This window comes from Legionella sp. JM-2024, assembly GCF_055389095.1.
Genome location: NZ_AP039388.1, coordinates 3,460,537 through 3,484,952, shown reverse-complemented (window position 1 = coordinate 3,484,952; position 24,416 = coordinate 3,460,537). Strand labels below are relative to the sequence as shown.

Here is a 24,416-nt window from a genome sequence, read left to right as displayed (position 1 = left end):
ACTACATGTAAACTCCGTTCCTCAAAACGTTTGCGCGCCTTGCCCTAAAACAAAATAATCAGGTTATGCAAGCGATCCAATTTTGATTAGGATTCCATCTCAACCAGTTCAACTTCTCTTCTTAAATAGATATCATCAAAGCGTTTGATATCATCCTCACCCAGATAAGGGCCGCTTTGTACCTCAATAACATACAGTGGCTCACTATTAGGATTACTTAATCGATGCAAGGTATTTTGTGGTATGTATGTGGATTGGTTTTTTGATAAACGGAAGGTATTGTTACCATTGATGACTTCTGCCTCACCGCCAACAATGACCCAATGTTCTGCACGATGTTGATGCATTTGTAAGGAAAGTTTTGCGCCAGGCTTAACCATAAGGCGTTTCACTTTAAATGAAGCGCCTTCAGCTAACACTTCGTAATATCCCCAAGGTCTTGGGACTCGTTGATGATCTTGAGTTAAGTGAGGATGATCTTTGCGTAGGGAACTTACCAATTCTTTCACTTGCTGAGAGTAGCGCTTATCAGCAACGAGTACAGCGTCATTAGTAGCAACAATGATTTGGTCTTGAATTCCAACGGTTGTTACTAATATATCCTCACTATTAATCAGACAATTGTAACTATCTTGAGCTATGACGTTTCCAATTAGAGTATTTCCTTGTTCATCCTGTTCGTTAGCATCAGCAACAGCAGTCCAGCAACCCAGATCACTCCACTGAATTGAGATTGGTATGACTACTGCTTTATCAGTTTTTTCCATTATGGCATAGTCTATGGATTCTTCTTTACACTGGGAGAAGCAATCCAAATCAAGGCGTAAAAAATCATGATGAGACTGGGCCTTGTTTAATGCTTGTTTAGTGAGCTGATGGGTTTGGGCTTCGAATTGCTTTAATTCCTCAAGATAAACTCCCGCACGACAAATAAACATACCGCTATTCCAAAAATAATTGCCTTTACTAACAAATTGGTCAGCGGTTTGTGAGTCTGGTTTTTCTCTAAAACTCAAAACCTGTTTTATGCCATTTGATAGAGAGTGTCCAGCTTCAATGTAACCATATCCAGTTTTGGGACTATCTGGTTCTATACCAAATGTAACGATTGCTTTATTTTTTAAAGCAAATTCTCCACCAGCTAACATGGCTTTCTGCCAAGTGTTATTATCCGATATCCAATGATCGGAAGGTAAAACCAGCATGACAGCGTCTTCATCGACGATACTGGCTAAATAATGGGCTGCACAAGCAATTGCTGGAGCGGTATTTCTTGCACAAGGCTCCAGCAAGTACGTGGTTTGTGCATTAAAATCTTGTAATTGATCCTGACAGATAAAATAATGAGCATCATTACTTACTATAATTGTTTGACTACCGGGTAATCCCATTGCCCTTTTCATAGTTTGTTGAATCAAGGACAATTCACCATTTAATTTTAAAAATTGTTTGGGAAAATTTTGTCGCGACAAAGGCCATAGCCTGGTTCCAGAACCCCCAGCTAGAATTATAGGATAAAGAGAAGTCGTCATCACATTCCATATTGTGGCATAATTGGCTCACATTTTAGCAGGAATTTTTAAGAGCAAGCAATTGTTCCTATTTTTTGAGGTTTTGCATTATGAAAAAAGCAGTCGTATTGCTTTCTGGCGGTTTGGATTCAACTACCTGTTTGGCTTTGGCCAAATCCCAAGGGTTTATTTGTTATGCCGTAAGTTTTTCTTATGGTCAGCGGCATTCTGCTGAATTATTTGCGGCAACTCGCATAGCCAAATATATGAATGTAGCAGAACATAAGATTGTTACTTTAGACACATCCCTATTTGGGGGATCTGCTTTAACAGACTCATCAATTGAAGTACCTGAATTTAAAGAGAGTACTGAAATACCAGTGACTTATGTTCCTGCCCGCAATACTATTTTTTTGGCTATGGCCCTGGGATATGCTGAATCCATTGATGCCAGAGATATTTTTATTGGTGCCAGTTCTGTTGATTATTCTCATTATCCTGATTGTCGCCCTGAATTTATTGATTCCTTTCAGACTTTAGCCAATTTGGCGACTAAAGCAGGAATTGAAGGAGATCGTTTTACAATAAACTCACCTTTGCAATATCTTGGTAAAGTTCAGACTATTCAATTAGGAATGGAATTGGGTGTTGATTATCGATTGACTGTTTCTTGTTATCAAGCTAATGAAGCTGGAGAGGCTTGTGGCCAATGCGATAGTTGTACCTTTAGAAAGCGCGGTTTTAGCGGAGCTGGAGTAGAAGATCCAACTCTATATCAAAAATTTGTCCATATTTAACCCATAAAGTTAAATTAATGATATAATCCTCAATATTTTGGTTTGGAGTTTTGGAATGTGGGATAAAATCAAAGAATGGTATAAGCAGAACAAGGGCTATTTGACGACGCTCTTGATTGGATCACTTGTTATTGGTCTTGGTATTACTCTCTTGTCTTTTTTCTGCCCCCCAGTCCTGGCCGCTTTTGCCGGGATAAGTCTCTTTGGCATTACTCCTTTAGCTTTTTTAACAGCACTGCATCTTCCTGTTGCGGCACTAACTTTGGGTAGTATTGTCACCGGCGTTGCTTTTGCTGCGATTTTAGGGGGTATAGTGGTATGGAAACAGTTAATTGATATCGGAAAACATGTTTATTCGCACTTTGAGAGTAAAGAAGCGGGTAATGCCGATGTGAATGATCAGGAAACATACCATTATTTAATGGAGCATTTGGAAGGAGAAAAGTCTGAGTCGTTTGAAATGGAAGACGATGAAGAGTTTAATGATTACAGCACTTCTGATTCTTTTGAAGACGATAAACCGAAGCATCCAACAAAGTCGACTTCCCATGTTTTGGGTGAAAGTGACATTGTAACCGAGGGTCTTCGAATCTAAGGTAAAATTTATTGCAAAAGATTCGATATTAAAGTAGTTCAATGCTTGACAATATTCCAGGCCATTTTTTCTATAAAATAACAACCTGCATTGGAGAAAAGATAATTGTATTATAATTACTCAGTGCTTGTTTCTATTAGTATTTTATCCTTGTTATAACCAAAAATAGGGTTTCTTAAAGCTAATAAAATGAACTTACTTTACACTTTTGTAACAACATATTGCGCACTTTTGATTCACAACTGATAAATGGGTTGTTACAATTCGCTCCGATTTATAACCTTGGAGTAAAAAAAATGACATTGAAACAATTTGCAACTGGCGTATTTTACTTGCCAGCAGGTGTCTTTTCTGGCTTAACTAACCTGTTTTTAGGTTCCTACGTAAAAGACAATCGCGGTAACTATGTTACTGATGATGAAGGAAACTATATGAGAAACCGTGGCTTATTTGGTTTGACCTTAGACGCCGCTAAATACATAGGAACAGGTATCTCTAATTTCATTTCTAATCATAAAAAAGCAATTGCTGTTGCATTTTGGTCTTCTTTAGCTGTTGCCGGAATTGCTGCTCTAACTGTTGCTCTCTGGCCTGCTGCCCTGGCTGCTGTAACTGGCTTCACCGTTTTTGGTGTCTCAATTGCTTCTGTGGTAGGTACTGGCTTTGCTGCTCAAGTAGCTGCTACTGCTGGTGTTGCTGGTGCTTTAACCAGTGTTGGTGTTTACGTAGGTGCTACCGTAGTTAATGCCTTTAACGCATTGAAAGATTGCTTCACCAACTGGCGCAAATCTTCAAGCAAATCAGAGAATGAGTCTGTTAATGACGAAAACTTTGACGAAGTACGCAGAAACCAATTCGGTGGTTTGAATGACGGTAAAGACAAAAGAGTAGAACTTTCCAGCTCTCATTCAAGTTCTGAAGAAGAGCCTGTTCAAACTAAATCTGTATTCGTAGATCCTAATAAGAAATCAGCTCCTGTTATAGAAGAACAACAACCATCTTTAACTTCTTCTGTAAAATAATATGAGAATGAAGTGAGAATTTAAAACGCGGCCTGGGCCGCGTTTTTTATTAGACCTCTACTTTTCTCCCCATCTCTTCACTAATCCACAATCCAAATCAAATAAGTCGAGAGCTCTACCTATAGTGTCATTGACTATATCGTCTATGTTTTGCGGGTGATTATAAAAAGCGGGTACTGGTGGACAAATAATGCCACCCATTTGTGTGATGCAGACCATATTGTTCAGATGTACAAGGTGTAAAGGTGTTTCCCTGGGCAGAAGGACCAGTTTTCTGCGTTCTTTAAGAACCACATCGGCAGCTCGAGTTAATAGGTTACTGCTGATCCCATGAGCTATTTCTCCTAATGTTTTCATAGAACAAGGTGCTATGATCATGCCCATGGTTTTAAATGATCCACTGGCGATCGACGCGGTGAGATCAGTACATGGATGATAGACATCGGCCAGGGCCTTGAGTTCTGCAGCATTCATCTGTGTTTCATAAGCACGCGTCAATTGTCCTGCTTTACTGATGACTAAATGGGTTTCTATTGGTAATTTTTGTAAGACTTGTAATAGTCTAATGCCATAGATAATACCTGATGAGCCACTGATGCCTATGATAAGCCTTGGGTTATTAGTCATGTCAGTTCACTTTTTTAAATTTTAATTTAATATTAGGGTGTGTTAACAAGTCAATCTAAAATGTCAATATGCCGTGGTTTATCCGCGGCATCCATGGATCCCGCGCACAAGGAGCGGGACATAGACTCTAGCTTGAATTGTCAACGAACCCTGGCAAATTTACCATACTCAATTTATTACAGGGTAGTAACAAAACCCCATGCCCTATACATCACTACTTAATAAAAACCGATTCCTATTGCAGCATTTAACTCGTCTTTGCGTTATAATTAGTCGTTTTTATACTTAATGAGTATTCTATAACTATGACTAGTAAACGTAAAATGTTAGTGACTAGTGCCCTTCCCTATGCGAATGGGCATTTGCATTTAGGACATTTGGTTGAGCATATTCAAACAGATATCTGGGTTCGTACTCACAAAATGTTGGGCATTCAATGCATTAGCGTTTGTGGTGATGATGCTCATGGCACCCCTATTATGTTGAAAGCAGAACAAATGGGGATTACACCAGAGATCTTAACAGCTGAAATCAAATTAAGTCATGAAAGTGATTTTAAAGCGTTTGCTATAGATTATGATTGTTACCATACTACTCATTCACCTGAAAATCAGGCGTTGGCGACTACTATATTCGAACGGTTGCAAACAGGTGGAGATATCATTAAAAAAACAATTCGCCAATTTTATGATCCTGTAAAACAAATGTTTTTGCCGGATAGATATGTTAAGGGAACCTGTCCGAAATGTGGTGCAGCTGATCAGTACGGTGATAATTGTGAGGCATGTGGCGCCACTTATTCCCCAACAGATTTGATTGATCCGGTTTCTGTTATTTCTGGCGCCAGACCTGTAGAGAAAGAATCAGAGCACTACTTTTTTGATTTGCCTCGTTATGAAGAGCTACTAAGGGATTGGACAAGAAAAGGGCATTTGCAAACCGAAGTGACAAATAAACTCAGTGAATGGTTTGAAGCTGGTTTGAAACAATGGGACATTTCTCGCGATGCTCCTTATTTCGGATTCCCCATACCTGGTATCCCTGACAAATACTTTTATGTTTGGTTGGATGCTCCTATAGGATATATGGCTAGCTTCAAAAAGTACTGTGACGAACAGGGTGTTTCTTTTGCTGAATTTTGGAATAAGGATTCAAAGACGGAATTGTATCATTTTGTTGGTAAGGATATCGTTTATTTCCATGCTTTATTTTGGCCTGCCATGTTAGCGGCTAGTGGTTATAGGACCCCTACTGCGGTTTACACACACGGGTTTTTAACAGTTGAGGGACAGAAAATGTCCAAATCGCGCGGTACCTTTATAGAGGCGCGGACGTATCTGGCTCATTTGCATCCTGAATACCTACGTTATTACTTTGCTGCCAAATTGAATGGACGAGTAGATGATTTGGATTTGAATTTTGATGATTTTGTCAATAGAGTGAATGCTGATCTGGTAGGGAAGGTAGTTAATATTGCAAGCCGATGTGCCGGATTTATTAATAAACGCTTTGATAATCGCTTAAGTCAAGAATTGAGTGATCCGCAATTATATCAGGATTTGGTCAGTGTAAGAGAAACGGTGATTGATGCATTTATTGCAAGAGATTACGCGCGGGCTATAAGGCAAATCATGGATTGTGCTGACAAGGTTAATCAATACATCGATGCGAACAAACCATGGGTATTGGCAAAAGAGGAAACTCGATTGGCTGAAGTACACGCCATCTGTACCATGGGGATTAATTTATTCCGTATTTTAATGACCTATCTAAAACCGGTTTTGCCGATGATGGCGAACGCAGCAGAACAATTTTTAAATTCTGCCCCCCTAACCTGGAGTTCTATTGATAGTCCCTTACTAAACCATAATATTAATACCTTTCAGCCTTTAATGGTCAGAATAGAAAAAGAAAAAATTGAAGCGATGCTTGCTCAAAGTAAGGAGTCCTTAATGGTTACAGCGGTGAAAGATAATGCAAATGTTGAGAATGATAACTTTATTAGTATCGAGGATTTTGCCAAAGTTGATTTACGTATAGCCAAAATTGTCAATGCGGAGTCTGTGGAAGGTGCTGATAAATTAATGCGTTTGACGCTGGATTTGGGTGAAACCCAAAAGCAGGTTTTTGCAGGAATAAAAAGTGCTTATGATGCCGAAGAATTGGTTGGCCGTTTGACAGTGATGGTGGCTAATTTAGCGCCACGTACTATGCGTTTTGGCGTTTCTGAGGGCATGGTATTGGCAGCCGGAGATGGTCAGGGAATCTATTTATTACAACCCGATGCAGGAGCGCTTCCCGGTATGAAGGTGAAGTAATGGCTTCTGTTAAAGAAATCGATGCGGTATTACCACAAACTCAGTGTGGGGAATGTGGGTATTCTGGATGTTTGCCTTATGCAGAAGCTTTGGCTCAAGGAGCTGCTCCTATTAATAAATGTCCTCCTGGCAGCGCAGAGACGGTGGAAGCTTTGGGAAAATTGCTGCACATTGATGCTACTCCCTATTTAAAAGAAGCAATAGAAAATACCCGCTCTCCTTCAGTTGCTGTGATAAATGAAGAAGAATGTATTGGTTGTACCAAATGCATTAAAGCGTGCCCAGTGGATGCGATCATTGGTAGTGGTAAATTAATGCACGCCATCATTGCACATGAATGTACTGGATGCGGATTATGCGTGGACCCGTGCCCCGTTGATTGCATCGAGATGGTCGATGTGCCTATCGCTGAGTATGATAAGGATTTTGCTCGACGTCGTTACAATGCGAAACAGATGCGTCAATTGCGAGATGAGCATGAAAAACAGCAAATTTATAGAGAAAGAAAAAAACTCACGACTCATTCTCAAGATACTCAAGCGAAACAACACTATATTCTTCAGGCTCTCGAACGCGTGAAAGCGAAAAAATCTTATGAATAAAAAAAAATACCAAGAAATTTTCGAACGCTTTCAAAAACAGAATCCTCATCCTACTACTGAATTGAAATACAACACTTCCTTTGAGCTGTTAATTGCTGTCATGCTATCTGCCCAAGCGACCGATGTCAGTGTGAATAAAGCCACTGCCAAATTATTCCAGGTTGCTAATACACCGCAAGATTTATTGCACTTGGGATTAGATAAATTAAAAGATTATATTAAATCCATAGGTCTTTATAATAGCAAAGCGCAAAATATCATGAAGACCTGTAAAATCCTTATCGAGGAGCATCGAGGAGAGGTTCCCAATCAAAGAGACGCTTTGGAATCATTACCTGGTGTTGGACGAAAAACTGCAAATGTGGTTTTGAATACCGCGTTTGGCCAAGCAACTATGGCTGTAGATACTCATATTTTTAGAGTGGCTAATCGAATTGGTATAGCGAAAGGTAATACGCCACTGGCTGTTGAAAAACAGTTATTAAAAAATGTACCTTCTGATTTTTTACATGATGCACATCATTGGTTAATATTACATGGTCGCTATGTATGCACAGCGCGTAAACCACATTGCAAAACTTGTTTAATTGCTGATCTTTGTGAATATCCAGACAAGAATTTATCTCCATAAAAATACAGACAGTCGTACGTTCAACTCAGGTTAAAAATTCTACGAACAATAAACTCCCCAAAAGATCTTGCTGTCCTCAGGAGAAGAACCTGTCCTCTAATAGTTTGATGGCCGGAATAGGCATAGTAAAGACCTATTAAACCTGGGTCACACCACTTTATAGAATTAAAAAAATCATAAAGTTCAATTGGATACCTCTTATCATAAAATATTCAAATAAAGTTCAAAAAAAACACTTCGACCCTCTGGTATTTCTCAATTTTTACCCATAAAATAAAATTCGGCTGTTGCAGGAGAGCATTATGGGCTGGTTGTCATCGGTAGTAGATGGAGTTAAAGCTATTGGCACAGGGTTAAATAATGGGGCAAAATGGTTATGGAATAATGTCTCATTATCGAAATTAACTTTTGGAGCGGTCAGTTATACAGCCAATACAACCGTTCAGGTTTTAGAGCAGGGAATCGCTTTGCGTGATGCAGTGCCTACCTTGATCAATAATCCCCAAGCAAAAAAAATTGTTAATGGAGCAGGTTACGTTCTCGTTAATGATGTTTTACCCATGGTTGCCGTGAATTTTGCAAATAATGCCGTCCAAAATTATTTTAGTGATGATTATAGTGGGGAATCCGCCTGGTTTATGCCTTATGTGCTAGGTTTGTCCACTTTAACTGTCGTAGGTTGCCATTATCTTTCATCCTATCTCTGGCGAAAAGACCCTAAACCCCAGGGAGTTGTTGATACTTTTATCTCAAGTGATTTTTTGCCGTCGGTAACTGTCGATTTTACAAACAATGTTGTGCAAAGTTATTTCAGATATGGTTATAATAAGGATATCGCATGGTACGCTCCTTATGCACTTTTTTTATCCGGCTTAACTCTCGTTGATTATTTGGTTACAGGATACGGTTGGAGACAAGGTGCGCAAACTTTAGCGCATGCCGCAGTTCTTGACTCATTAGGACCTTCAGCATTTAATTCAAATAAAAAGATACTTCCCCCTTCAATATGTGACGAGTTGGATTGTAACTATAAACGTAAAATAAAGGGCTGGGGAAGAGAGCCTCTTATTTTAATGGGGAACGATGCTTTGACTTACGGAGTAAGTCTGATCCCCTATGTTGGTAAACCGCTCTCAACAGTATTAAGAGTCTATTTTAATGGACGATATATTATCCGCTTAACCACACCAGAGTTATGTGAACGTCATAAATATCTGGCAATGAAACCAGAGTCTGTTTTAGGATTTGGATTAACATCTGAAGCAACAAACCTGTTAATGGATAAAGTTCTGGAATCAACTGTTGGAATACCTCCTTATCTATATTACAGAGCACTTCGCCATTTATTAATGTTGTCACACGTTAATGTGGCTGCTCATATGACATTACCTCAAATGGATCCAAAAACCAGTTCACCTTATTCGGATCCATTTAATGTTTATGAGCGAGTTAATCGCCTATTGGTTGATATAGTATTCGATGGTGCGATGAAAAGAATTCCTATCGATTTTAAACCTGACAAAGACGCTGAACCATTAATTCCTTTATCTCCTGCCTTACAATTTGGAACTATGGTATTAAATATGGATTTAGAGCAGGAAAAGAAAGCTAAACCGAGCTTTTTTAAGAAAGTGGTGGATAAGGCTTTTGTATTTGTAGCTCCTTCTATTTTTAGAGGTCCCGACGGCTTAATTAATGATCCAATTGTATTTATGTATTGGCCTGCTATACGTTCAGGAGCTATCTCTGCAGCTGAACTCATAGAAGGAGTCGGGAAAACCAAAACCATGGCTACTTTGGCATGGGCACCAAAAACTGTAGCTGCGGCAGTAAATCTCAAATTTGGAATACCCAAAAAGGTAACTCGTTTTGTTTTGATGCTGAGCAAAGAAGAAGATTTTTGGAATTTGGTAACAGCATTCAAATTATGGTTTGAGAGACATAACATTAAAGGTGAAGCCAAAGCGATAACCGGTTCAAACTTGGCTTTAAATGGTATAACTCTTCTTGAGCCTACTCCACCACCTTCCGACAAGGTGGCTATCGTTTCTCAGCAACAGCTGGTAACTGAAAAAGAGGATGCGAAGGCAGTTGTTCCTGCAAACAGTTTAGTACCTGATAAGCCTCAAACACAGATTGTGCTTACTGTTATTAGTCCTGATAATTTATTTGTAACAAGAAAGCGCAGAGGACATAAAGAACAGGAAAGTACTTCAATAACCGAATTGAGTTTGACAAAATAGGATTCTGTATTTTTTATACAATTGGTCATATTATTGATATTTTTTCTGTATCAATACTGCGATTTCCCCAGCAAATCGCACAAAGTTTTTCGACATTTTATAAGTCTAATCTGTAGTCATCTTAAGCTAAGCGAAGGTTCTCCAAACGATTACCCTGTGCTAGCACAGGGAGATTCCTCATTAATTCAAGACGATACCTTTATAAATGACATTAGATTATTTACATTAATCTAGAATAGTTTTTTTCTTTTAAAAAAATACAACATAAGCAATGCCAAAAGGATCATACTTCCCAGAATAAAGGGGTAACCATAACGCCAATCCAATTCGGGCATGAATTTGAAATTCATACCATATATCCCTGCTATAAAACTTAACGGTATAAAAATACTGGCAAACAGGGTTAAAATTTTCATGGATTCATTCATGCGATTATTGATGGTAGACAGGTAAATATCCAGCATGTTGGCCGACATTTCTCTGTGCAAATCGATGGATTCTACCAAGCGGATACAATGGTCATATAAGTCACGGAAGTAAAGGCTATACTTTTTATTTACCAATCCTCTATCATCGGTCAGTAACAAATGAACTATGTCTCTTAATGGAGGAATGGTTTTTCTAAGCGTAATGGTTCTTCGTTTGATGGTGTATAAGGTTCTGAGTTTAATGGTTTCGGGGTTATTAATTAACTGATCTTCCAAAGATTCCAGTAATTGAGCTGAAGATTCGACAAAGTTGAAATAATCATCAACAATATAGTCCATAATAAGATAGGTTAAATAATCACTTCCTTGTTCACGGGTTAATGAATGCTCTCCATTAAGACGTTGATAAATAGAAGATAAATTATACTTTGGGGATTCTCTGAATGTGAGCAAAAGCTGATGTTTGATTATTAAACTAAATTGCTCTGTATTATAAGTTAGGTGATTAGGAGGAGATTGCAATAATTTAAAAACAACAAAAAAATAATCATCTACTATATCCAGTTTCGGTCTTTGCTTTGTATTGAGTAAATCTTCAATAACCAGAGGATGTATGTTGTATAATACACAAATTTTTGTGATTTTCTCGATGTCCGCGAGGCCTGATATGTCTATCCATACATTTTGCCCCGCTTCTTGTGCTTCTTTTATTAGTTGAGCATCGAAGGTGTCCGCCATTTTGTAATGATGCTTGTCATAAATATGTACCATAATTTGAGTGGGTTGTGGTGGATGCTCACCTATATACACCGCGGTTCCTGGTAATAGGCCTGTTTTTGCCGAAGCTTGTTTTTTATGATTGCTCATGAAGTCATCTCAGTTTTAGTGTTTTGGGGATCATTTTTATTAAGGACTTACGCAAAACACCAAGATTGAGACAAAAAATGTTTTTAATGAGGGAGTGTAGATAAACTAAATGACCGAATTAAAAACATTTTTTAACAAAGAGATTGGAGTTTTGCGTAAGCCCTATTATTAACTTATCATTTAGTCGTGGTTTAAGTCGACAGTTGACGATTTTTGTTTGTCTTGATATGACAAGCGCTATAATGCTATATTTGCGAGCTGATTAGCTTAATAACAGGCAAATGTTGCCTGAAGCTTATAGGGCATGAATCAACGTACCCTAGTAAATCATAAAATTAACTCCCTATAGTCAGTATCTATCATTAAGGTAGGATTGGTTGTTATACTATGGTAGCTTTCATCGCATGAATCAGTCTTTGTCCTTAAAGCAATCCCCGGGGTTCATATTCATCGCAGTGAGTATGATAACTTGTCTGATATTATTAATTAATGTTTCTTTTAAAATTATTCTGCTTGAGGGGCTTGTATTTGCAACAAACAGTTTGATTTGTCCTTTAATCGCGGCATTATTTTTATTTGCATTAAGAAATTGCACGTTTAAAGAGCAACGCCATTTACTTAACATTTGTTTGATGACTTTATATATGTTTTGCATTGGTGTGTATGTGCTTGTGAACTTGCCTGCTGCGGAATACATGCATGATAATCCGGCATATCAAATTATTTTTGAAGAAATACCTAAGAAATTTTTTGCCACCACTATTGCTTTTGCTCTGAGCTTTTATTTGCCTCATTTGTTATTTTGTACTAAGTCCAGCAGGGTCTTATCAACCCCAAAGCAATGTGTGTTACTGGCCCTGTTAGGAGGGGCGAGCTTTTTTTGTCTGGATTTTTACCTTTTATTTTCTGCTCCTCATGCGCATAGTTTCAAGCAAATTTTCATTGATTCATTCATGATTGCATCCCTTTTACTCCTTATCATTGGAGTGGTTTATTTAACCTTTGTGCTAAATGACAAACAACATAAAAGCAAGACCTTAATTGTCACAGGAGATTCCGTTTTTCCAATTTACCAATACTTGATTTGCTTTGCGGTTACCGTGATATTGATATGTTTAGCTTGTGAATATCGAATCATTGCGGTAAATAAAGACATGGTACTCTCCGCCAGTTGTGTTTTTTTCCCAATTACTATAGTGATTAGTACTGTGGTAGGTGAATTATGGGGCTACCAGGCCAATTTAAAATTGGTCATTGCTCTTTTTGCAGCACAATTTATTTTTGACGTTTTACTGATGGGAAGCGTTGCATTGCCTTCCCCACCCTTTTTTAATTTGAACCCTTTTTATAATTACATCATGCCAAGAAGGTTATCTGCGGCATCACTTTCTTTGTTTGTCACTTTTCTTGGAAATGCGATGATGCTGCACTATTTAAAGAATTCAAAATGGAGAATTAATAGATTCCTGCGAATATTAGTGGCTAATATATCAGCTAATTCCTTGTTATGTCTGGTTGATTACAGCGTGCTTTACGGCGGCATTTATCCTTATGAACAAATCATCAATTTAGCTATTAGTGTTTGGCAGTATAAATTATTAGCTACCTTTATTTCTCTTCCGATAATTTTATGGATATGCAAGATTTTAGAAAAAAATTATTCTTTCGTCGTACAGGAAGAAAGCGGTTGATATAATATGCGTTCGATTCGCTACATAGGCGCATTAACAAGTGCTCGATATCGAATTATTTCCTCATATCCTTTGAAGAAAATAAACGTAAATTAAGAAATTAAATAATGTGAGAGGAGCTCCTAAAATGATAAATTCTAGAAATCCAAATCCTCTAATACCGCGCTTTTCACTGTTTTGAATAATGATAATGTTACTGGCCGCACCCAAAATAGATAAATTGCCTGCAATGGTACTTCCCACCGCCAAACTCAATAAATTCATAGTGGAATGAGAATGACTCATTAATAGAGGTAAGTACAATGCCACCAATGGAACATTGGAGATGAATTGACTAAGAGCGATACTGATTACAAAAATCATGATAATGTGAGTCACATCAACATGAAAATAAATAATACTGGTTTGGAAAAAACCACTATTCCATACACTTTGCATTAAAATAAATGTACTGGCGAAAAAAATTAAAGTTCCCCAATCCAGTTTTTTTATGTAGTTCCATCGGTGCTTACTCAACAAAATCGGTATAGCGGATAAAAGCGCTATATAACTAAAATTCAATTGAAACAATGAATAATGAATGAAATCCATTAAAACTTTGATTATTATTAACGCTAGCATCATGACCAAACTTATTTTAATCAGTGTAACAGTCCGATAATCCTTTATTGTGGGCAAGACAGGCTTTTCAATTGATTCCTTTAATTCATCTCGGTATAAAAAGAGGATCAAAAAATAAGTTATCACTAGATTTAATAGTGTTGGTATGGCCAAATACTTGAAAAACATTAAGAATGGAGAGGTCATCTCGCCTTTTACAGCAATCAATAAATTTTGTGGATTGCCTATAGGGCTCATGGTACTTCCAATAGTAATTGAAAATGCCAGAGCAAACAGCAATGGTTTTATTAAATTTTTGTGGGATTGACATAGCTGTAGAATAATGGGCGTGCCTATAATGGCTATGGTATCGTTCATCAATAATGCGGAGCTCAAGCCCAGAACAAAAACAATCAACAATAACGCTTGTTTTCCAGTACTTGTGTAATAAAAGATTTGATCAGTCAAATAGGCTAAATAGCCACTTTCTTCTGCTGCCTGGGAAATTAAAAAAACACCAAATAAATAAAGCATTACGTCAGGCTCAATAGCAGAAAAAGCACCTAATGGTGTTATTTTCTGACAAAGCAAAACAGCAACGGCTCCTGTCACCATAATTGCCCAAATAGGAATGACCACTCTTACTACTCTACGCAAGGCAATGGCAATAAGGACAATCAGGAGAATTATGACGGCAACAGGCATTCAGTTACTCTTTCTTCAATCCTGCTCTTTTTTTGCTGGCCGCTTCCAACCATAAATAGTTTTTTGTCGTGACTCAGTTAAAGTCAGTTCGTCGGCGGGAACATTTCTGCGTATGGTACTGCCCGCTCCTATTGTGGCATTGGCCCCAACAGTAACTGGAGCAACTAATTGCGTATCTGACCCGATAAAAACACCATCCTCGATAATTGTTTGATGCTTGTTAACCCCATCATAATTACAAGTAATGGTGCCTGCGCCAACATTCACATGTTTCCCTAATTTAACATCGCCTAAATAACTTAAATGACTTGCTTTTGTGCCTTCATTGAAAATAGCTTTTTTGGTTTCTACGAAATTGCCAATTTTACAATGAGAAGCCAATTGCGTTCCTGAACGAAGACGAGCAAAAGGACCTATGTGACAGTCATTTGCAATATGACAGTCTTCTAATATGCTGTTGGCGTAAATTTCACACCCATCTCCCAATGTGACATTAGTTAAATTGCAGTTTGGACCAATTTTGCAGTTGTTACCTAAAACCACCTTGCCTGTAAAGACGCAATTGATGTCGATATATACATCCTTTCCACAATGCAACTCGCCTCTTAAGTCAAATCGATTGGCGTCAGCTAAGGTTGCACCTTTCTCCATGAGTTGATTGGCAGCTCTTTGTTGCCAGATACGTTCCATCTGTTGCAGTTGCAATCGATTATTGATCCCTTGAACTTCAAAACTATTTTTGGCGCTTAGAGAAGTAATTGGCGTTTTGCTGTTTACTGCCATAGAGATGATTTCAGTTAAATAGTATTCGCCTTGTGCATTGTTATTCGTTAATTGGGGTAACCATTTTTGCAGATTGCTTGCTGGAGTGCAGCAAATTCCTGAATAAATTTCTTTTACATTCTTTTCTTGCTCATTTGCATCCTTTTCTTCTACAATGCTATAAATTTCACCGTGGTTGTTTCTGATAATGCGCCCAAGACCACTTGGATTTTCAAGCTCGGCAACCAGGAGTGCTAAAACGGAATGATTTGTATTTTGAGGTTGGCTGCATTCAATTAATGATTGAAGTGTCTCCACTTGAATCAGTGGAACATCAGCAGATAAAACCAGAACGTGTGCATCGGCAGGGATATGGGGTAAGGCTTGCAACACCGCGTGGCCAGTTCCTAACTGCTCTGCCTGATGTACCCAATGAACGGGTAAGTCAGGGAGTGAGTTTTTTATTTGTTCACCACCATGACCATAAATAATATGGATTGCATCAGGATTTAGTTGCCGAGCGGCTTCTACTACATGGGTTAACATGGGTTTGCCTGCTAGGTGATGAAGAACCTTGGGGGTATCAGAGTACATTCTTTTACCTTGCCCGGCAGCTAAAATAATAATTTGTAAATTCATGAGATTTATGTTTTCCTAAGTTAAATGTCATAATCGGTGCTGATTTAAACAGTCTGCCCCAATGCTATGAATGATGTAAAGTGCTATATGATAATTAAGTTGCAGTTAAAGGAGTAGAGCAATGAATATATTTCTAAAGGTTTTAAAGAAATTAATTAAAGAAAAATTGAGTGAGTTATCATCCAATTTGAAATGGAAATCAGAAACATATGGCTATAATACAAAATTATCAATCGATCAAAAAAATGTGGTTGATAAACTGGAAGAAGATATTGTCCTCTTTAAAGACACAGGTAATGATGAAAATGATTTACTGTCAATCATTGTATTGATAGATACTGCCCGAATAAAAATTCAATCCATAAGGGAACACTATGGGGAACCAAGAGATAAAGGAGATTCTGTAACTTGTCTCAATAATTTGAAGAACCATTCCAACGATTTTCTTGGCAAACTAAAAAAATTTGAATTTAACTTATTAAACAAATCTTACTCAGAAACACCTGAAAACCTTGTTTATTATCATGCCGCCATCTATCTGGGTGATGAAATCTTTACTCCTAAAACAGGCATCGATTATGAAATCAGAACCAAGAAAGAAGAGCAATTAGCAGTAAGACTGCAAGCATTAAGTGAGCGAATTAACCCCTCGCACAATCTGGAAGAACAAAGAAAAAGAGCACTACAAGTGTTGCAAGACCTTGCCCAGGACAATCAAAACGCTATTAAGAAAGACAAGGGTTTCTCTCTTCCTGGTTTAAGTTTTTGGGGTGTTGGGGTGGTGACACCATCAGATTGGTTTAGTTCAGGAGAAGGACGATTTGGCGTTGAATTTAATACTGCTGTTCGCACAATTCAAGGGATGACAGAAACTCAGTTTGAAAAACCAGTGATAAAACAAACAGCGGTCAAACAAGAGGACACGAAGTCAACAGATACAAAGCAGCCAGTACCAAAGCAAGAAGATACAAAGTCTTCCGATCTAAAAAATACAGATGAATTTGAAGAGGAGGATGCAGAACTTTCGTCTGAACACTCCCCTACAATATAAGTTTTTTTTGTTGGGATATTTGTATATAGACGGTGTTTTGTATTTCAATTCTGCTGTCATCCCGAGTGTTAACGAGGGACCTCCAGACTCTAGCACATTGCCATTTATTGGAGGTCCCTCGTTAACACTCGGGATGACAGTCTTCAGAAAAAATTGTAGGAAGCTTTCGTAACAAGCTGATGTCGGATTTGAAAGGAATTTAAACCATTTCTTAATTCTGTAATTCCCCACACAAATTGGTTTCAATCAATTTTTTGATTTCAGGGATCTCCAAATTCTTGCTTAATAAATACAATAATTTGCAATGGGCAGCCTCTGGTGTCATATCATGGCCACTAATCAAGCCGGCTTCTTTTAAAGTATGCCCAGTTGCATATTGATTCATTTCCACTTTTCCCTGATAACATTGGGTACAATTAATAATAATGATACCTCTGTTACAAGCTTCTTTAAGTAAATGCAAAAATCTGGGATCGTTGTTCTGGGCATTACCTGCTCCATAGGTTTCAAGGATTAAACCTCGTAAAGGTTGGTTTAAAATGTATTCGAGAACATCAGAGGCAAAACCAGGAAACAACCTGAAGTTAGCGATAAAGTGCGGAGTAATGGTTTGTAAATGGAACGGTGCTTTGGGGTGGGGTAATAAACGATGTGGATGCAATTCTATCTCTATGCCTATGGATGCCAAATGGGGGTAATTGGGAGAATCAAAGGCATTGAAGCGTTGAGCGCTAATTTTTTGGGTGCGGTTACCACGGAACAAGTGCTGATTAAAATAGATGCATACCTCATGAATGGGTTGATGGGCACAAAGCCATAAGGAGGTTATGAGATTATCTGTAGCATCATTGCGGATTTCAGATAAAGGGATTTGAGAGCCCGTCACGATGACAGGTTTGCCTAAGTGTTCCAACATAAAAGACAAAGCAGAAGCAGTATAGGCCATTGTGTCCGTACCATGTAAAACCACAAATCCGTCAAACCGATCATATTCGTGGGCAATATCTCTGGCAATCCTGTTCCACTCAGTTACGGTCATATTAGATGAATCAAGCAAGGGCTGATATTCCTTTATAATGTATTCTGGCATGTTTTTATGTTTCAAGGCTGGAATTTCTGCCAAAGCTTTTTGAACAAAGCCAGGGGATGGTTCATAGCCATTCGATGTTTTGACACTGCTGATAGTGCCACCAGTATTTATGATTAAGACTTGTTTTTTCATACGGATTTATCAATGATTTGTTATTGTTTCGATAAGTATAGCGAAAACCTGGCTATACCCATAACAACTAATTTTCAGGACTTATGAAAAACTCCAATCTCTTCGTTAAAAAAAGTTTTTAATTCGGTCATTTAGTTTGTCTAAACTCCCTCATTAAAAACTTTTTTTGCCTCGACCTTGGGGTTTTTCATAAGTCCTGATTTTATAATTTGCGGCTGTTCTATTTTTTCTTTGTCTTAATCCACTCCCTAATGGTTGCGGCTTTGATTATGATCAAACTGAGCCGCAACCATTAGGGAGAGGATAATGTACGGACTTGTTAAGTATAATAAGACCAGACTCCAAGGAATTGGGAGCCATTATGACGAAATATTTTGCTCTATAATAAAACAAAAAAAACAATATAAAAACAGAGTCTGACTTTGACCAAATAATATTTACAGATTTAATTGTAAGCTCTTGTACTTTGTGGAAAAATCAAGTTATTAACGGTTTATTCTAAGCAGTGACATCATGGTGATCGATCGTGCCGGATATCGTTTGAACGTAGGTATTATTCTAGTCAACGATTCCGATAGAGTTTTTTGGGGGAGACGTAGTGGGCATGATGCCTGGCAATTCCCACAAGGTGGGTTAGCACCTGGTGAGTCGGCTATGGAAGCAATGTATCGTGAATTACATGAGGAAGTAGGTCTGGATAAAGGTGATGTTGAAATATTGGGTTCAACCAAACGTTGGCTAAGGTATCGACTTCCCAAACAATATTTGCGCCATGGGAGTGAACCTTTGGTTATTGGACAGAAGCAAAAATGGTATTTGCTAAAACTTATAACAAGTGACCAGAAGTTGAGATTGGATTTGAGTGACTCTCCTGAGTTTGATAGCTGGCGATGGGTAGATTTCCATGAGCCAGAACAACAAGTTATTTTTTTTAAGAGGCAAGTTTATATTCAAGCATTAAAAGAATTGGAACCTTTATTAAAAAAGGAACGCCGTACACCTTATGGCTTAAAACGTAAAAGAGGTAATCATAGAGCTTAGATGCTTAAAATACTTAAACGGATAGTTCAAGACGTTACCGCAGCCAGTGATTTAAAAGAAGCACTTGGCATTTTGGTACAACGTATTAATAAAGCCATTAATGCCGAGGCCGTTTCCGTTTACCTTATTGATAACAAAAATGCAGAATACGTGCTGATCGCCACGGAAGGCTTGAATAAGCAAGCAGAGTTTAGAGTCAGAGTAGCTCTTGATTGTGGACTGATAGGTTTGATAGGGCGTAGGGAGGAGCCTATCAATATAGAAAATGCACCCTCTCATCCTGATTTTTATCATAACCCCTTAATTGGTGAAGAGCACCTGAATGCTTTTTTAGGTGTCCCCATTATTCAACACAGAAAATTGTATGGTGTTTTGGTTGTTCAACAACTTGAGCAACGTCATTTTGATGATGCCGAAGAATCATTCCTTATTACTTTAGCTGCTCAATTAGGTGGAATCATTGCTCATGCAGAGGCAACGGGTGAGTTAGCAGAACTTACTCAACCCAAGAAGCCTTTGGGAATGGCCAAAATGGAAGTGGCTCATACCGCACTAACTGGAATAGGGAGTGTACCTGGTATAGGGATTGGTACTGCTGTAGTTGTGTATCCTCCCGCAGATATTGATGCTGTTCCGCGTAACCCAGTTGAAGAATTGGAAGACGAAATCAAAGTGTTTTATGAAGCTTTGGAAACAGCAAGAGATGATATGAGGCGTTTAAGTAAACGCATGAAGGAAACTGTTGCTGAAGAAGAGCATGCTTTATTTGATGTTTATTTAAGAATTTTGGATAAAGACAGCCTGGGAGCGGAAGTAGAGCATGTGATACGGGAAGAACAAATCAGTGCACAAGCAGCATTAGCGACGGTTATCAAAAAACACGTACAGCAATTTGAGAGCATGGGAGATGATTATCTTCGAGAACGTGCAAGTGATTTTCGTGATTTGGGCCGTCGAGTTTTGGCTGAATTACAACGGTCTCAGCGAGAAGAAATTGATTATCCCAAGCGAACTATTCTAATTGGTGAAGAAGTCACCGCAGCAGCACTGGCGGAAGTTCCAGAAGGCCAATTGGCTGGTGTAGTTTCTGCTAAAGGCTCTAATAATTCTCATGTTGCCATTTTAGCCAGGGCTCTGGGTGTTCCCACAGTGATGGGTTTGCGAGGCTTAAAGGTAGAATCAGTATCACGCCGTGCTTTAATAGTTGATGGTTATTATGGCCATGTTTATGTTTCTCCTTCCAAATCTTTATTAGCTGAATTTAAACAATTAGCACAAGAAGAACAGGAATTAAACCAAAGTCTCGTCAGTTTGCGAGATAAACCAGCCGAAACGACTGACAGTTACAGAGTTTCCTTGCAAGTCAATACAGGCTTGGCAATGGATGCGGGTTTGTCTATGAGCGTTGGCGCAGAGGGGGTTGGATTATATCGTTCAGAAGTGCCCTTTATGAGTCGTGATCGTTTTCCTTCTGAGGATGAGCAGACCATTATTTACAGACAGACTCTAAAAGCCTTTGCTCCACGTTTAGTGACTATGCGCACCTTGGACATTGGTGGCGATAAGATTTTGCCCTATTTTCCCGTAGAAGAGGAGAATCCCTATTTGGGATGGCGTGGTATTAGGATTACGCTTGATCATCCAGATGTTTTTTTGATTCAAGTTCGTGCAATGATGCGAGCCAGTGAAGAATTAGATAATTTACGCATTATGTTGCCTATGGTCACTACACTCAGTGAAGTAGAAGAGGCTGTTTATTTGATTGAGCAAGCTTTTGAGGAATTAGTAGAAGAAGACTGTAAAATAGTAAAACCCAAAATTGGTGTCATGATTGAAGTCCCTGCCGCTGCTTACCTGGCACGTGAAATGGCCAAGCGTGTTGATTTTATCTCCGTGGGGAGTAACGATCTCACGCAATATTTATTAGCAGTAGACAGAAATAATGCCCGTGTTGCCAGTCTTTATGATCCACTACACCCCGCTATGTTGCGCATGTTGCTAAAAGTTGTTGAAGGAGGACATGCAGCAGGTGTTGAGGTGAGCATTTGTGGTGAAATGGCCAGTGATCCTTTAGCAGTGATCTTGTTAATTGCTATGGGTTTTGACACGTTAAGTATGAACTCAGCCAGCTTGCCAAGAGTGAAATGGGTCATTCGTAATTTTGCCATTGCGAATGCCCGTAAAATTCTGGCAGAAGTTTTAGAGTTTGAACATCCTGCAGAAATACGATTCCATTTGCAAAAAGCTTTAGAAGATGAAGGATTAGGAGGACTAATCCGAGCGGGTAAGTCATAATGTCCGAAGGGCTATTAATTAATGGAGTCATTTACATTATTATTGGAGCTTTCGCTGGAATAATGTCTGGTTCTCTAGGCGTTGGTGGCGGTATAATTGTAGTGCCAGGATTAGTCTATATTTTTCAACACTCACAAGTAATTCCAGCAGATGTCATTATGCATGTAGCAGCAGGCTGTTCATTGACTGTAATGATTTTTACTTCTTACGCATCCTTAAAAGCGCACAACAAAATGGATGAGATACTCTTACCCGCTTTTAAGAAATTAGCACCTGGTTTAGTACTTGGTACTGTTTTAGGCTCCGTAATGGCTTCTTTCATTCCAACTTATTTATTAAAGATAATATTCGGACTGTTTTTGATTGGAGTAGCGATCAAAATGTTTTTGGATGTTCAGGTAAGTCATACTGATAAATTTCCGGGATATTGGTTCAACACTTTAATCAGTAGTGGCATAGGGTCAGTATCCGGTCTGTTAGGTGTTGGGGGGGGAGTGATCATTATCCCTTATCTAACCTATTGTGGGGTACCGGTTAGAAAAATTGCGGCAGTATCCAATTTAGGTACTTTTGTTGTTGGCATTGCAGGGACAATTATGTTTATGATAACAGGTACTTTCGAAATGCCAAAAATATCATACTCTTTAGGATATATTTATTGGCCAGCTGTGTTGGGAGTAGCAATACCCAGTAGCTTGATTGCGCCATATGGAGCCAAGTTAAATTATATTTTACCTGTAAAGTATTTAAAATATGGTTTTATTGTGATTTTATTCATAACAGCAATTCATATGTTATTGTAAGGAAATTTGAATAACCATGCTCATTTATCCAAATATTAATCCAGTCGCTTTTTCTTTAGGGCCATTAAAAATTCACTGGTATGGTTTGATGTATTTGGTTGGCTTTATTGCTGCCTGGTTATTAGGTTATTGGCGTATAAAACATTATAAATTGAACTGGGATACTGATCAGTTAAGTGATTTTATCTTTTACTGTGCTCTTGGCGTTATTCTGGGCGGCAGAATAGGTTATATGCTGTTTTATGATTTTAAGGAGCTAATCCATCAACCTTGGATATTATTTAAAATTTGGGAAGGCGGAATGTCTTTTCATGGTGGTTTGATTGGGGTGATTTTCGCTGTTTGGTTTTTTTGTCGTAAATACGGCAAAACTTTTTTAGAGGTTGGTGATTTTGCGGCACCTTTGGTTCCTTTGGGGTTAGCAGCAGGACGTTTGGGTAATTTCATTAACGGTGAACTATGGGGACGAGTCACTGATGTTCCATGGGGTATGGTATTTCCTCATGTTGATGAACAACCAAGGCACCCTTCTCAATTGTACGAATTTGGTTTAGAAGGAGTCGCTTTATTTATTTTGATTTGGTGTTATGCGTCAAAGCCGAGACCACAAGGGCGAGTTTCTGCTTTGTTTTTAATGGGGTATGCGATTTGCAGGTTAATTGCTGAAAGTTTTAGACAACCTGATTCGCAATTAGGTTTTGTGGCATTTGGCTGGCTGACTATGGGGCAGGTTTTATCTTTCCCCATGTTATTGATTGGAATTTGGTTATGGTGGGCTAAGCGATGAAAACATATTTACAACTATTAGATCATATTTTACAACATGGGATGGAAAAGTCAGATAGAACGGGTACTGGAACATTATCTGTATTTGGGTATCAAATGCGTTTTGATTTGACAAAAGGCTTCCCTCTTGTAACTACTAAAAAACTGCACATGAGAAGTATTATTCATGAGTTACTATGGTTTTTGCGAGGCGATACAAACATTTCATATCTTAAGGAAAATGGTGTAACGATTTGGGATGAATGGGCTGATAGCAATGGCAATTTGGGACCTGTTTATGGCAAGCAATGGCGCAGCTGGCCGACTGCGGATGGACGTATTATCGATCAATTGAGCGAGGTGGTTCAACAGATTAAGAGTAATCCTGATTCTCGTCGATTAATTGTAAGTGCCTGGAACGTAGGTGAGTTGGATAAAATGGCTTTAATGCCTTGTCATGCCTTGTTTCAGTTTTACGTCGCAAATAATAAGCTCTCTTGTCAATTGTATCAGCGATCAGCCGACGTATTTTTAGGGGTACCTTTCAATATTGCTTCTTATTCTTTGCTTACTCATATGGTAGCTCAACAATGTAATTTGGATGTTGGTGAATTCATATGGACTGGAGGAGATTGTCATTTGTATCTTAATCATCTGGAACAAGCACAAACTCAATTAGCAAGACAACCCTTACCTTCTCCTTCGTTAACAATTAAAAGAAAGCCCGCTTCATTATTTGATTATGCTTATGAGGATTTTGAATTTGTAAATTATCAGTCACATCCTGCAATAAAAGCACCTATTGCCGTTTGATTTTTATCGATATTGGATTTTTATTGCAACTTATGGTTTAATATTGCGTCAAATGTTGATTGGGAATCCAATATCGTGAAAAAAATTGTCGTGTTTGTTTTGTTGACTGTTATTTGTAGCACAGGTTTTACCAGTAAGCTGAGTAAGTTCCTGAATAAAATGGATGCTGAGCAAAAACAAAGAGATGCTCAAGAATGGCAACAGGATATGAATTTTGGGGATTATGCTTTTCGTTTGAAAGATCGTTATGTCGATGATCGTGGCCAACGTTGCCGGGATTATGAGTTTCGCGGTCGTTCCAACCCCTATAAACATGGTTATTTTACAGTGTGTGATGACCGTTGATTTGGATGAAAACCTTATCTCCGCATCTTAATTCATCATCCGC

The 24,416-nt window shown here is 38.4% G+C and carries 21 protein-coding genes; 15 read left to right on the top strand and 6 right to left on the bottom strand.

The features are described 5' to 3' along the window. Window positions 1-86: 86 nt before the first annotated feature. Window positions 87-1,532: a mannose-1-phosphate guanylyltransferase/mannose-6-phosphate isomerase gene (locus ACZ5EK_RS15230; RefSeq protein WP_464430547.1), complete on the bottom strand. Its 1,446-nt coding sequence runs from the start codon at window positions 1,530-1,532 to the stop codon at window positions 87-89. 89 nt (window positions 1,533-1,621) lie between these two features. Here ACZ5EK_RS15230 and queC point away from each other — a divergent pair, with 89 nt between their 5' ends. The 3 genes from queC to ACZ5EK_RS15215 all read left to right on the top strand — a co-directional run bounded on the left by queC (window position 1,622) and on the right by ACZ5EK_RS15215 (window position 3,925). Beyond that, the gene (gene queC / locus ACZ5EK_RS15225; RefSeq protein ID WP_464430546.1) at window positions 1,622-2,308 is read left to right on the top strand and encodes a 7-cyano-7-deazaguanine synthase QueC; all 687 of its coding nucleotides are present in this window, start codon (window positions 1,622-1,624) and stop codon (window positions 2,306-2,308) included. A gap of 55 nt (window positions 2,309-2,363) precedes the next feature. Further along, window positions 2,364-2,903, top strand: coding sequence for a lpg2885 family Dot/Icm T4SS effector (locus ACZ5EK_RS15220; protein WP_464430544.1), 540 nt, complete (start codon window positions 2,364-2,366; stop codon window positions 2,901-2,903). 296 nt (window positions 2,904-3,199) lie between these two features. Beyond that, window positions 3,200-3,925: a lpg2884 family Dot/Icm T4SS effector gene (locus ACZ5EK_RS15215; protein ID WP_464430543.1), complete on the top strand. Its 726-nt coding sequence runs from the start codon at window positions 3,200-3,202 to the stop codon at window positions 3,923-3,925. A gap of 57 nt (window positions 3,926-3,982) precedes the next feature. Here the strand turns inward: ACZ5EK_RS15215 and ACZ5EK_RS15210 are convergent, their stop codons facing one another. Continuing rightward, complete coding sequence (locus ACZ5EK_RS15210; RefSeq protein ID WP_464430542.1) at window positions 3,983-4,552, bottom strand: UbiX family flavin prenyltransferase; 570 nt, start codon at window positions 4,550-4,552, stop codon at window positions 3,983-3,985. Window positions 4,553-4,857: 305 nt separating this feature from the next. On the opposite strand from ACZ5EK_RS15210, the gene metG reads away from it, so the two are divergent. The 4 genes from metG to ACZ5EK_RS15190 all read left to right on the top strand — a co-directional run bounded on the left by metG (window position 4,858) and on the right by ACZ5EK_RS15190 (window position 10,346). After that, window positions 4,858-6,870 carry a methionine--tRNA ligase gene (metG, locus tag ACZ5EK_RS15205; RefSeq protein WP_464430541.1) on the top strand — a complete coding sequence of 671 codons (2,013 nt, stop codon included), beginning with the start codon at window positions 4,858-4,860 and terminating at the stop codon, window positions 6,868-6,870. Then, window positions 6,870-7,472 carry an RnfABCDGE type electron transport complex subunit B gene (locus tag ACZ5EK_RS15200; protein ID WP_464430540.1) on the top strand — a complete coding sequence of 201 codons (603 nt, stop codon included), beginning with the start codon at window positions 6,870-6,872 and terminating at the stop codon, window positions 7,470-7,472. Before metG ends, ACZ5EK_RS15200 begins: the two co-directional genes overlap by 1 nt. Then, complete coding sequence (gene nth / locus ACZ5EK_RS15195; protein ID WP_464430539.1) at window positions 7,465-8,103, top strand: endonuclease III; 639 nt, start codon at window positions 7,465-7,467, stop codon at window positions 8,101-8,103. Before ACZ5EK_RS15200 ends, nth begins: the two co-directional genes overlap by 8 nt. Before the next feature lie 302 nt (window positions 8,104-8,405). Further along, entirely contained in the window at window positions 8,406-10,346 is a 1,941-nt protein-coding gene (locus ACZ5EK_RS15190; RefSeq protein WP_464430538.1) for a hypothetical protein, read from the top strand. 230 nt (window positions 10,347-10,576) lie between these two features. On the opposite strand, the gene corA is transcribed toward ACZ5EK_RS15190, so the two are convergent. Then, complete coding sequence (corA, locus tag ACZ5EK_RS15185; RefSeq protein ID WP_464430537.1) at window positions 10,577-11,641, bottom strand: magnesium/cobalt transporter CorA; 1,065 nt, start codon at window positions 11,639-11,641, stop codon at window positions 10,577-10,579. A gap of 404 nt (window positions 11,642-12,045) precedes the next feature. Between corA and ACZ5EK_RS15180 the strand changes: the two genes are divergently transcribed. Beyond that, window positions 12,046-13,332, top strand: a complete 1,287-nt coding sequence (locus ACZ5EK_RS15180; protein ID WP_464430536.1) for a VUT family protein — start codon at window positions 12,046-12,048, stop codon at window positions 13,330-13,332. A gap of 63 nt (window positions 13,333-13,395) precedes the next feature. Here the strand turns inward: ACZ5EK_RS15180 and ACZ5EK_RS15175 are convergent, their stop codons facing one another. Next, window positions 13,396-14,637: an anion transporter gene (locus ACZ5EK_RS15175; RefSeq protein WP_464430535.1), complete on the bottom strand. Its 1,242-nt coding sequence runs from the start codon at window positions 14,635-14,637 to the stop codon at window positions 13,396-13,398. Between the two features lie 15 nt (window positions 14,638-14,652). Continuing rightward, complete coding sequence (glmU, locus tag ACZ5EK_RS15170) at window positions 14,653-16,038, bottom strand: bifunctional UDP-N-acetylglucosamine diphosphorylase/glucosamine-1-phosphate N-acetyltransferase GlmU (RefSeq protein ID WP_464430533.1); 1,386 nt, start codon at window positions 16,036-16,038, stop codon at window positions 14,653-14,655. 121 nt (window positions 16,039-16,159) lie between these two features. On the opposite strand from glmU, the gene ACZ5EK_RS15165 reads away from it, so the two are divergent. Beyond that, a complete protein-coding gene (locus ACZ5EK_RS15165; protein WP_464430532.1) occupies window positions 16,160-17,089 on the top strand; it encodes a lpg2874 family Dot/Icm T4SS effector in 930 nt (309 codons plus the stop codon). A 211-nt stretch (window positions 17,090-17,300) separates the two neighbouring features. Here ACZ5EK_RS15165 and ansA read toward each other — a convergent pair whose 3' ends face one another. Continuing rightward, complete coding sequence (gene ansA / locus ACZ5EK_RS15160; protein WP_464430531.1) at window positions 17,301-18,311, bottom strand: asparaginase; 1,011 nt, start codon at window positions 18,309-18,311, stop codon at window positions 17,301-17,303. Between the two features lie 513 nt (window positions 18,312-18,824). On the opposite strand from ansA, the gene ACZ5EK_RS15155 reads away from it, so the two are divergent. The 6 genes from ACZ5EK_RS15155 (at window position 18,825) to ACZ5EK_RS15130 (ending at window position 24,373) form a co-directional block, all read left to right on the top strand. Continuing rightward, complete coding sequence (locus tag ACZ5EK_RS15155) at window positions 18,825-19,352, top strand: RNA pyrophosphohydrolase (RefSeq protein ID WP_464430530.1); 528 nt, start codon at window positions 18,825-18,827, stop codon at window positions 19,350-19,352. Then, window positions 19,353-21,647 carry a phosphoenolpyruvate--protein phosphotransferase gene (ptsP, locus tag ACZ5EK_RS15150; RefSeq protein WP_464430528.1) on the top strand — a complete coding sequence of 765 codons (2,295 nt, stop codon included), beginning with the start codon at window positions 19,353-19,355 and terminating at the stop codon, window positions 21,645-21,647. It begins immediately after the preceding gene. After that, on the top strand, window positions 21,644-22,450 hold the full coding sequence (locus tag ACZ5EK_RS15145; protein ID WP_464432513.1) for a sulfite exporter TauE/SafE family protein: 807 nt from the start codon (window positions 21,644-21,646) through the stop codon (window positions 22,448-22,450). Before ptsP ends, ACZ5EK_RS15145 begins: the two co-directional genes overlap by 4 nt. 16 nt (window positions 22,451-22,466) lie before the next feature. Continuing rightward, on the top strand, window positions 22,467-23,237 hold the full coding sequence (lgt, locus tag ACZ5EK_RS15140) for a prolipoprotein diacylglyceryl transferase (RefSeq protein ID WP_464430527.1): 771 nt from the start codon (window positions 22,467-22,469) through the stop codon (window positions 23,235-23,237). Beyond that, window positions 23,234-24,028, top strand: coding sequence for a thymidylate synthase (gene thyA, locus ACZ5EK_RS15135; protein ID WP_464430526.1), 795 nt, complete (start codon window positions 23,234-23,236; stop codon window positions 24,026-24,028). The genes lgt and thyA overlap by 4 nt, the downstream gene beginning before the upstream one ends. Before the next feature lie 75 nt (window positions 24,029-24,103). After that, window positions 24,104-24,373, top strand: a complete 270-nt coding sequence (locus ACZ5EK_RS15130; protein WP_464425668.1) for a hypothetical protein — start codon at window positions 24,104-24,106, stop codon at window positions 24,371-24,373. Window positions 24,374-24,416 lie beyond the last annotated feature (43 nt).

Bases quoted from the DNA above. Each gene is read 5' to 3' on its own strand.
- ACZ5EK_RS15200 (WP_464430540.1), top strand. From the start codon at position 6,870: ATGGCTTCTGTTAAAGAAATCGATGCGGTATTACCACAAACTCAGTGT.
- ptsP (WP_464430528.1), top strand. From the start codon at position 19,353: ATGCTTAAAATACTTAAACGGATAGTTCAAGACGTTACCGCAGCCAGT.
- ACZ5EK_RS15155 (WP_464430530.1), top strand. From the start codon at position 18,825: ATGGTGATCGATCGTGCCGGATATCGTTTGAACGTAGGTATTATTCTA.
- ACZ5EK_RS15220 (WP_464430544.1), top strand. From the start codon at position 2,364: ATGTGGGATAAAATCAAAGAATGGTATAAGCAGAACAAGGGCTATTTG.
- ACZ5EK_RS15230 (WP_464430547.1), bottom strand. From the start codon at position 1,532: ATGACGACTTCTCTTTATCCTATAATTCTAGCTGGGGGTTCTGGAACC.
- metG (WP_464430541.1), top strand. From the start codon at position 4,858: ATGACTAGTAAACGTAAAATGTTAGTGACTAGTGCCCTTCCCTATGCG.
- glmU (WP_464430533.1), bottom strand. From the start codon at position 16,038: ATGAATTTACAAATTATTATTTTAGCTGCCGGGCAAGGTAAAAGAATG.
- lgt (WP_464430527.1), top strand. From the start codon at position 22,467: ATGCTCATTTATCCAAATATTAATCCAGTCGCTTTTTCTTTAGGGCCA.
- ACZ5EK_RS15175 (WP_464430535.1), bottom strand. From the start codon at position 14,637: ATGCCTGTTGCCGTCATAATTCTCCTGATTGTCCTTATTGCCATTGCC.
- queC (WP_464430546.1), top strand. From the start codon at position 1,622: ATGAAAAAAGCAGTCGTATTGCTTTCTGGCGGTTTGGATTCAACTACC.
- ansA (WP_464430531.1), bottom strand. From the start codon at position 18,311: ATGAAAAAACAAGTCTTAATCATAAATACTGGTGGCACTATCAGCAGT.
- corA (WP_464430537.1), bottom strand. From the start codon at position 11,641: ATGAGCAATCATAAAAAACAAGCTTCGGCAAAAACAGGCCTATTACCA.
- ACZ5EK_RS15215 (WP_464430543.1), top strand. From the start codon at position 3,200: ATGACATTGAAACAATTTGCAACTGGCGTATTTTACTTGCCAGCAGGT.
- nth (WP_464430539.1), top strand. From the start codon at position 7,465: ATGAATAAAAAAAAATACCAAGAAATTTTCGAACGCTTTCAAAAACAG.
- ACZ5EK_RS15165 (WP_464430532.1), top strand. From the start codon at position 16,160: ATGAATATATTTCTAAAGGTTTTAAAGAAATTAATTAAAGAAAAATTG.
- thyA (WP_464430526.1), top strand. From the start codon at position 23,234: ATGAAAACATATTTACAACTATTAGATCATATTTTACAACATGGGATG.
- ACZ5EK_RS15210 (WP_464430542.1), bottom strand. From the start codon at position 4,552: ATGACTAATAACCCAAGGCTTATCATAGGCATCAGTGGCTCATCAGGT.
- ACZ5EK_RS15190 (WP_464430538.1), top strand. From the start codon at position 8,406: ATGGGCTGGTTGTCATCGGTAGTAGATGGAGTTAAAGCTATTGGCACA.
- ACZ5EK_RS15180 (WP_464430536.1), top strand. From the start codon at position 12,046: ATGAATCAGTCTTTGTCCTTAAAGCAATCCCCGGGGTTCATATTCATC.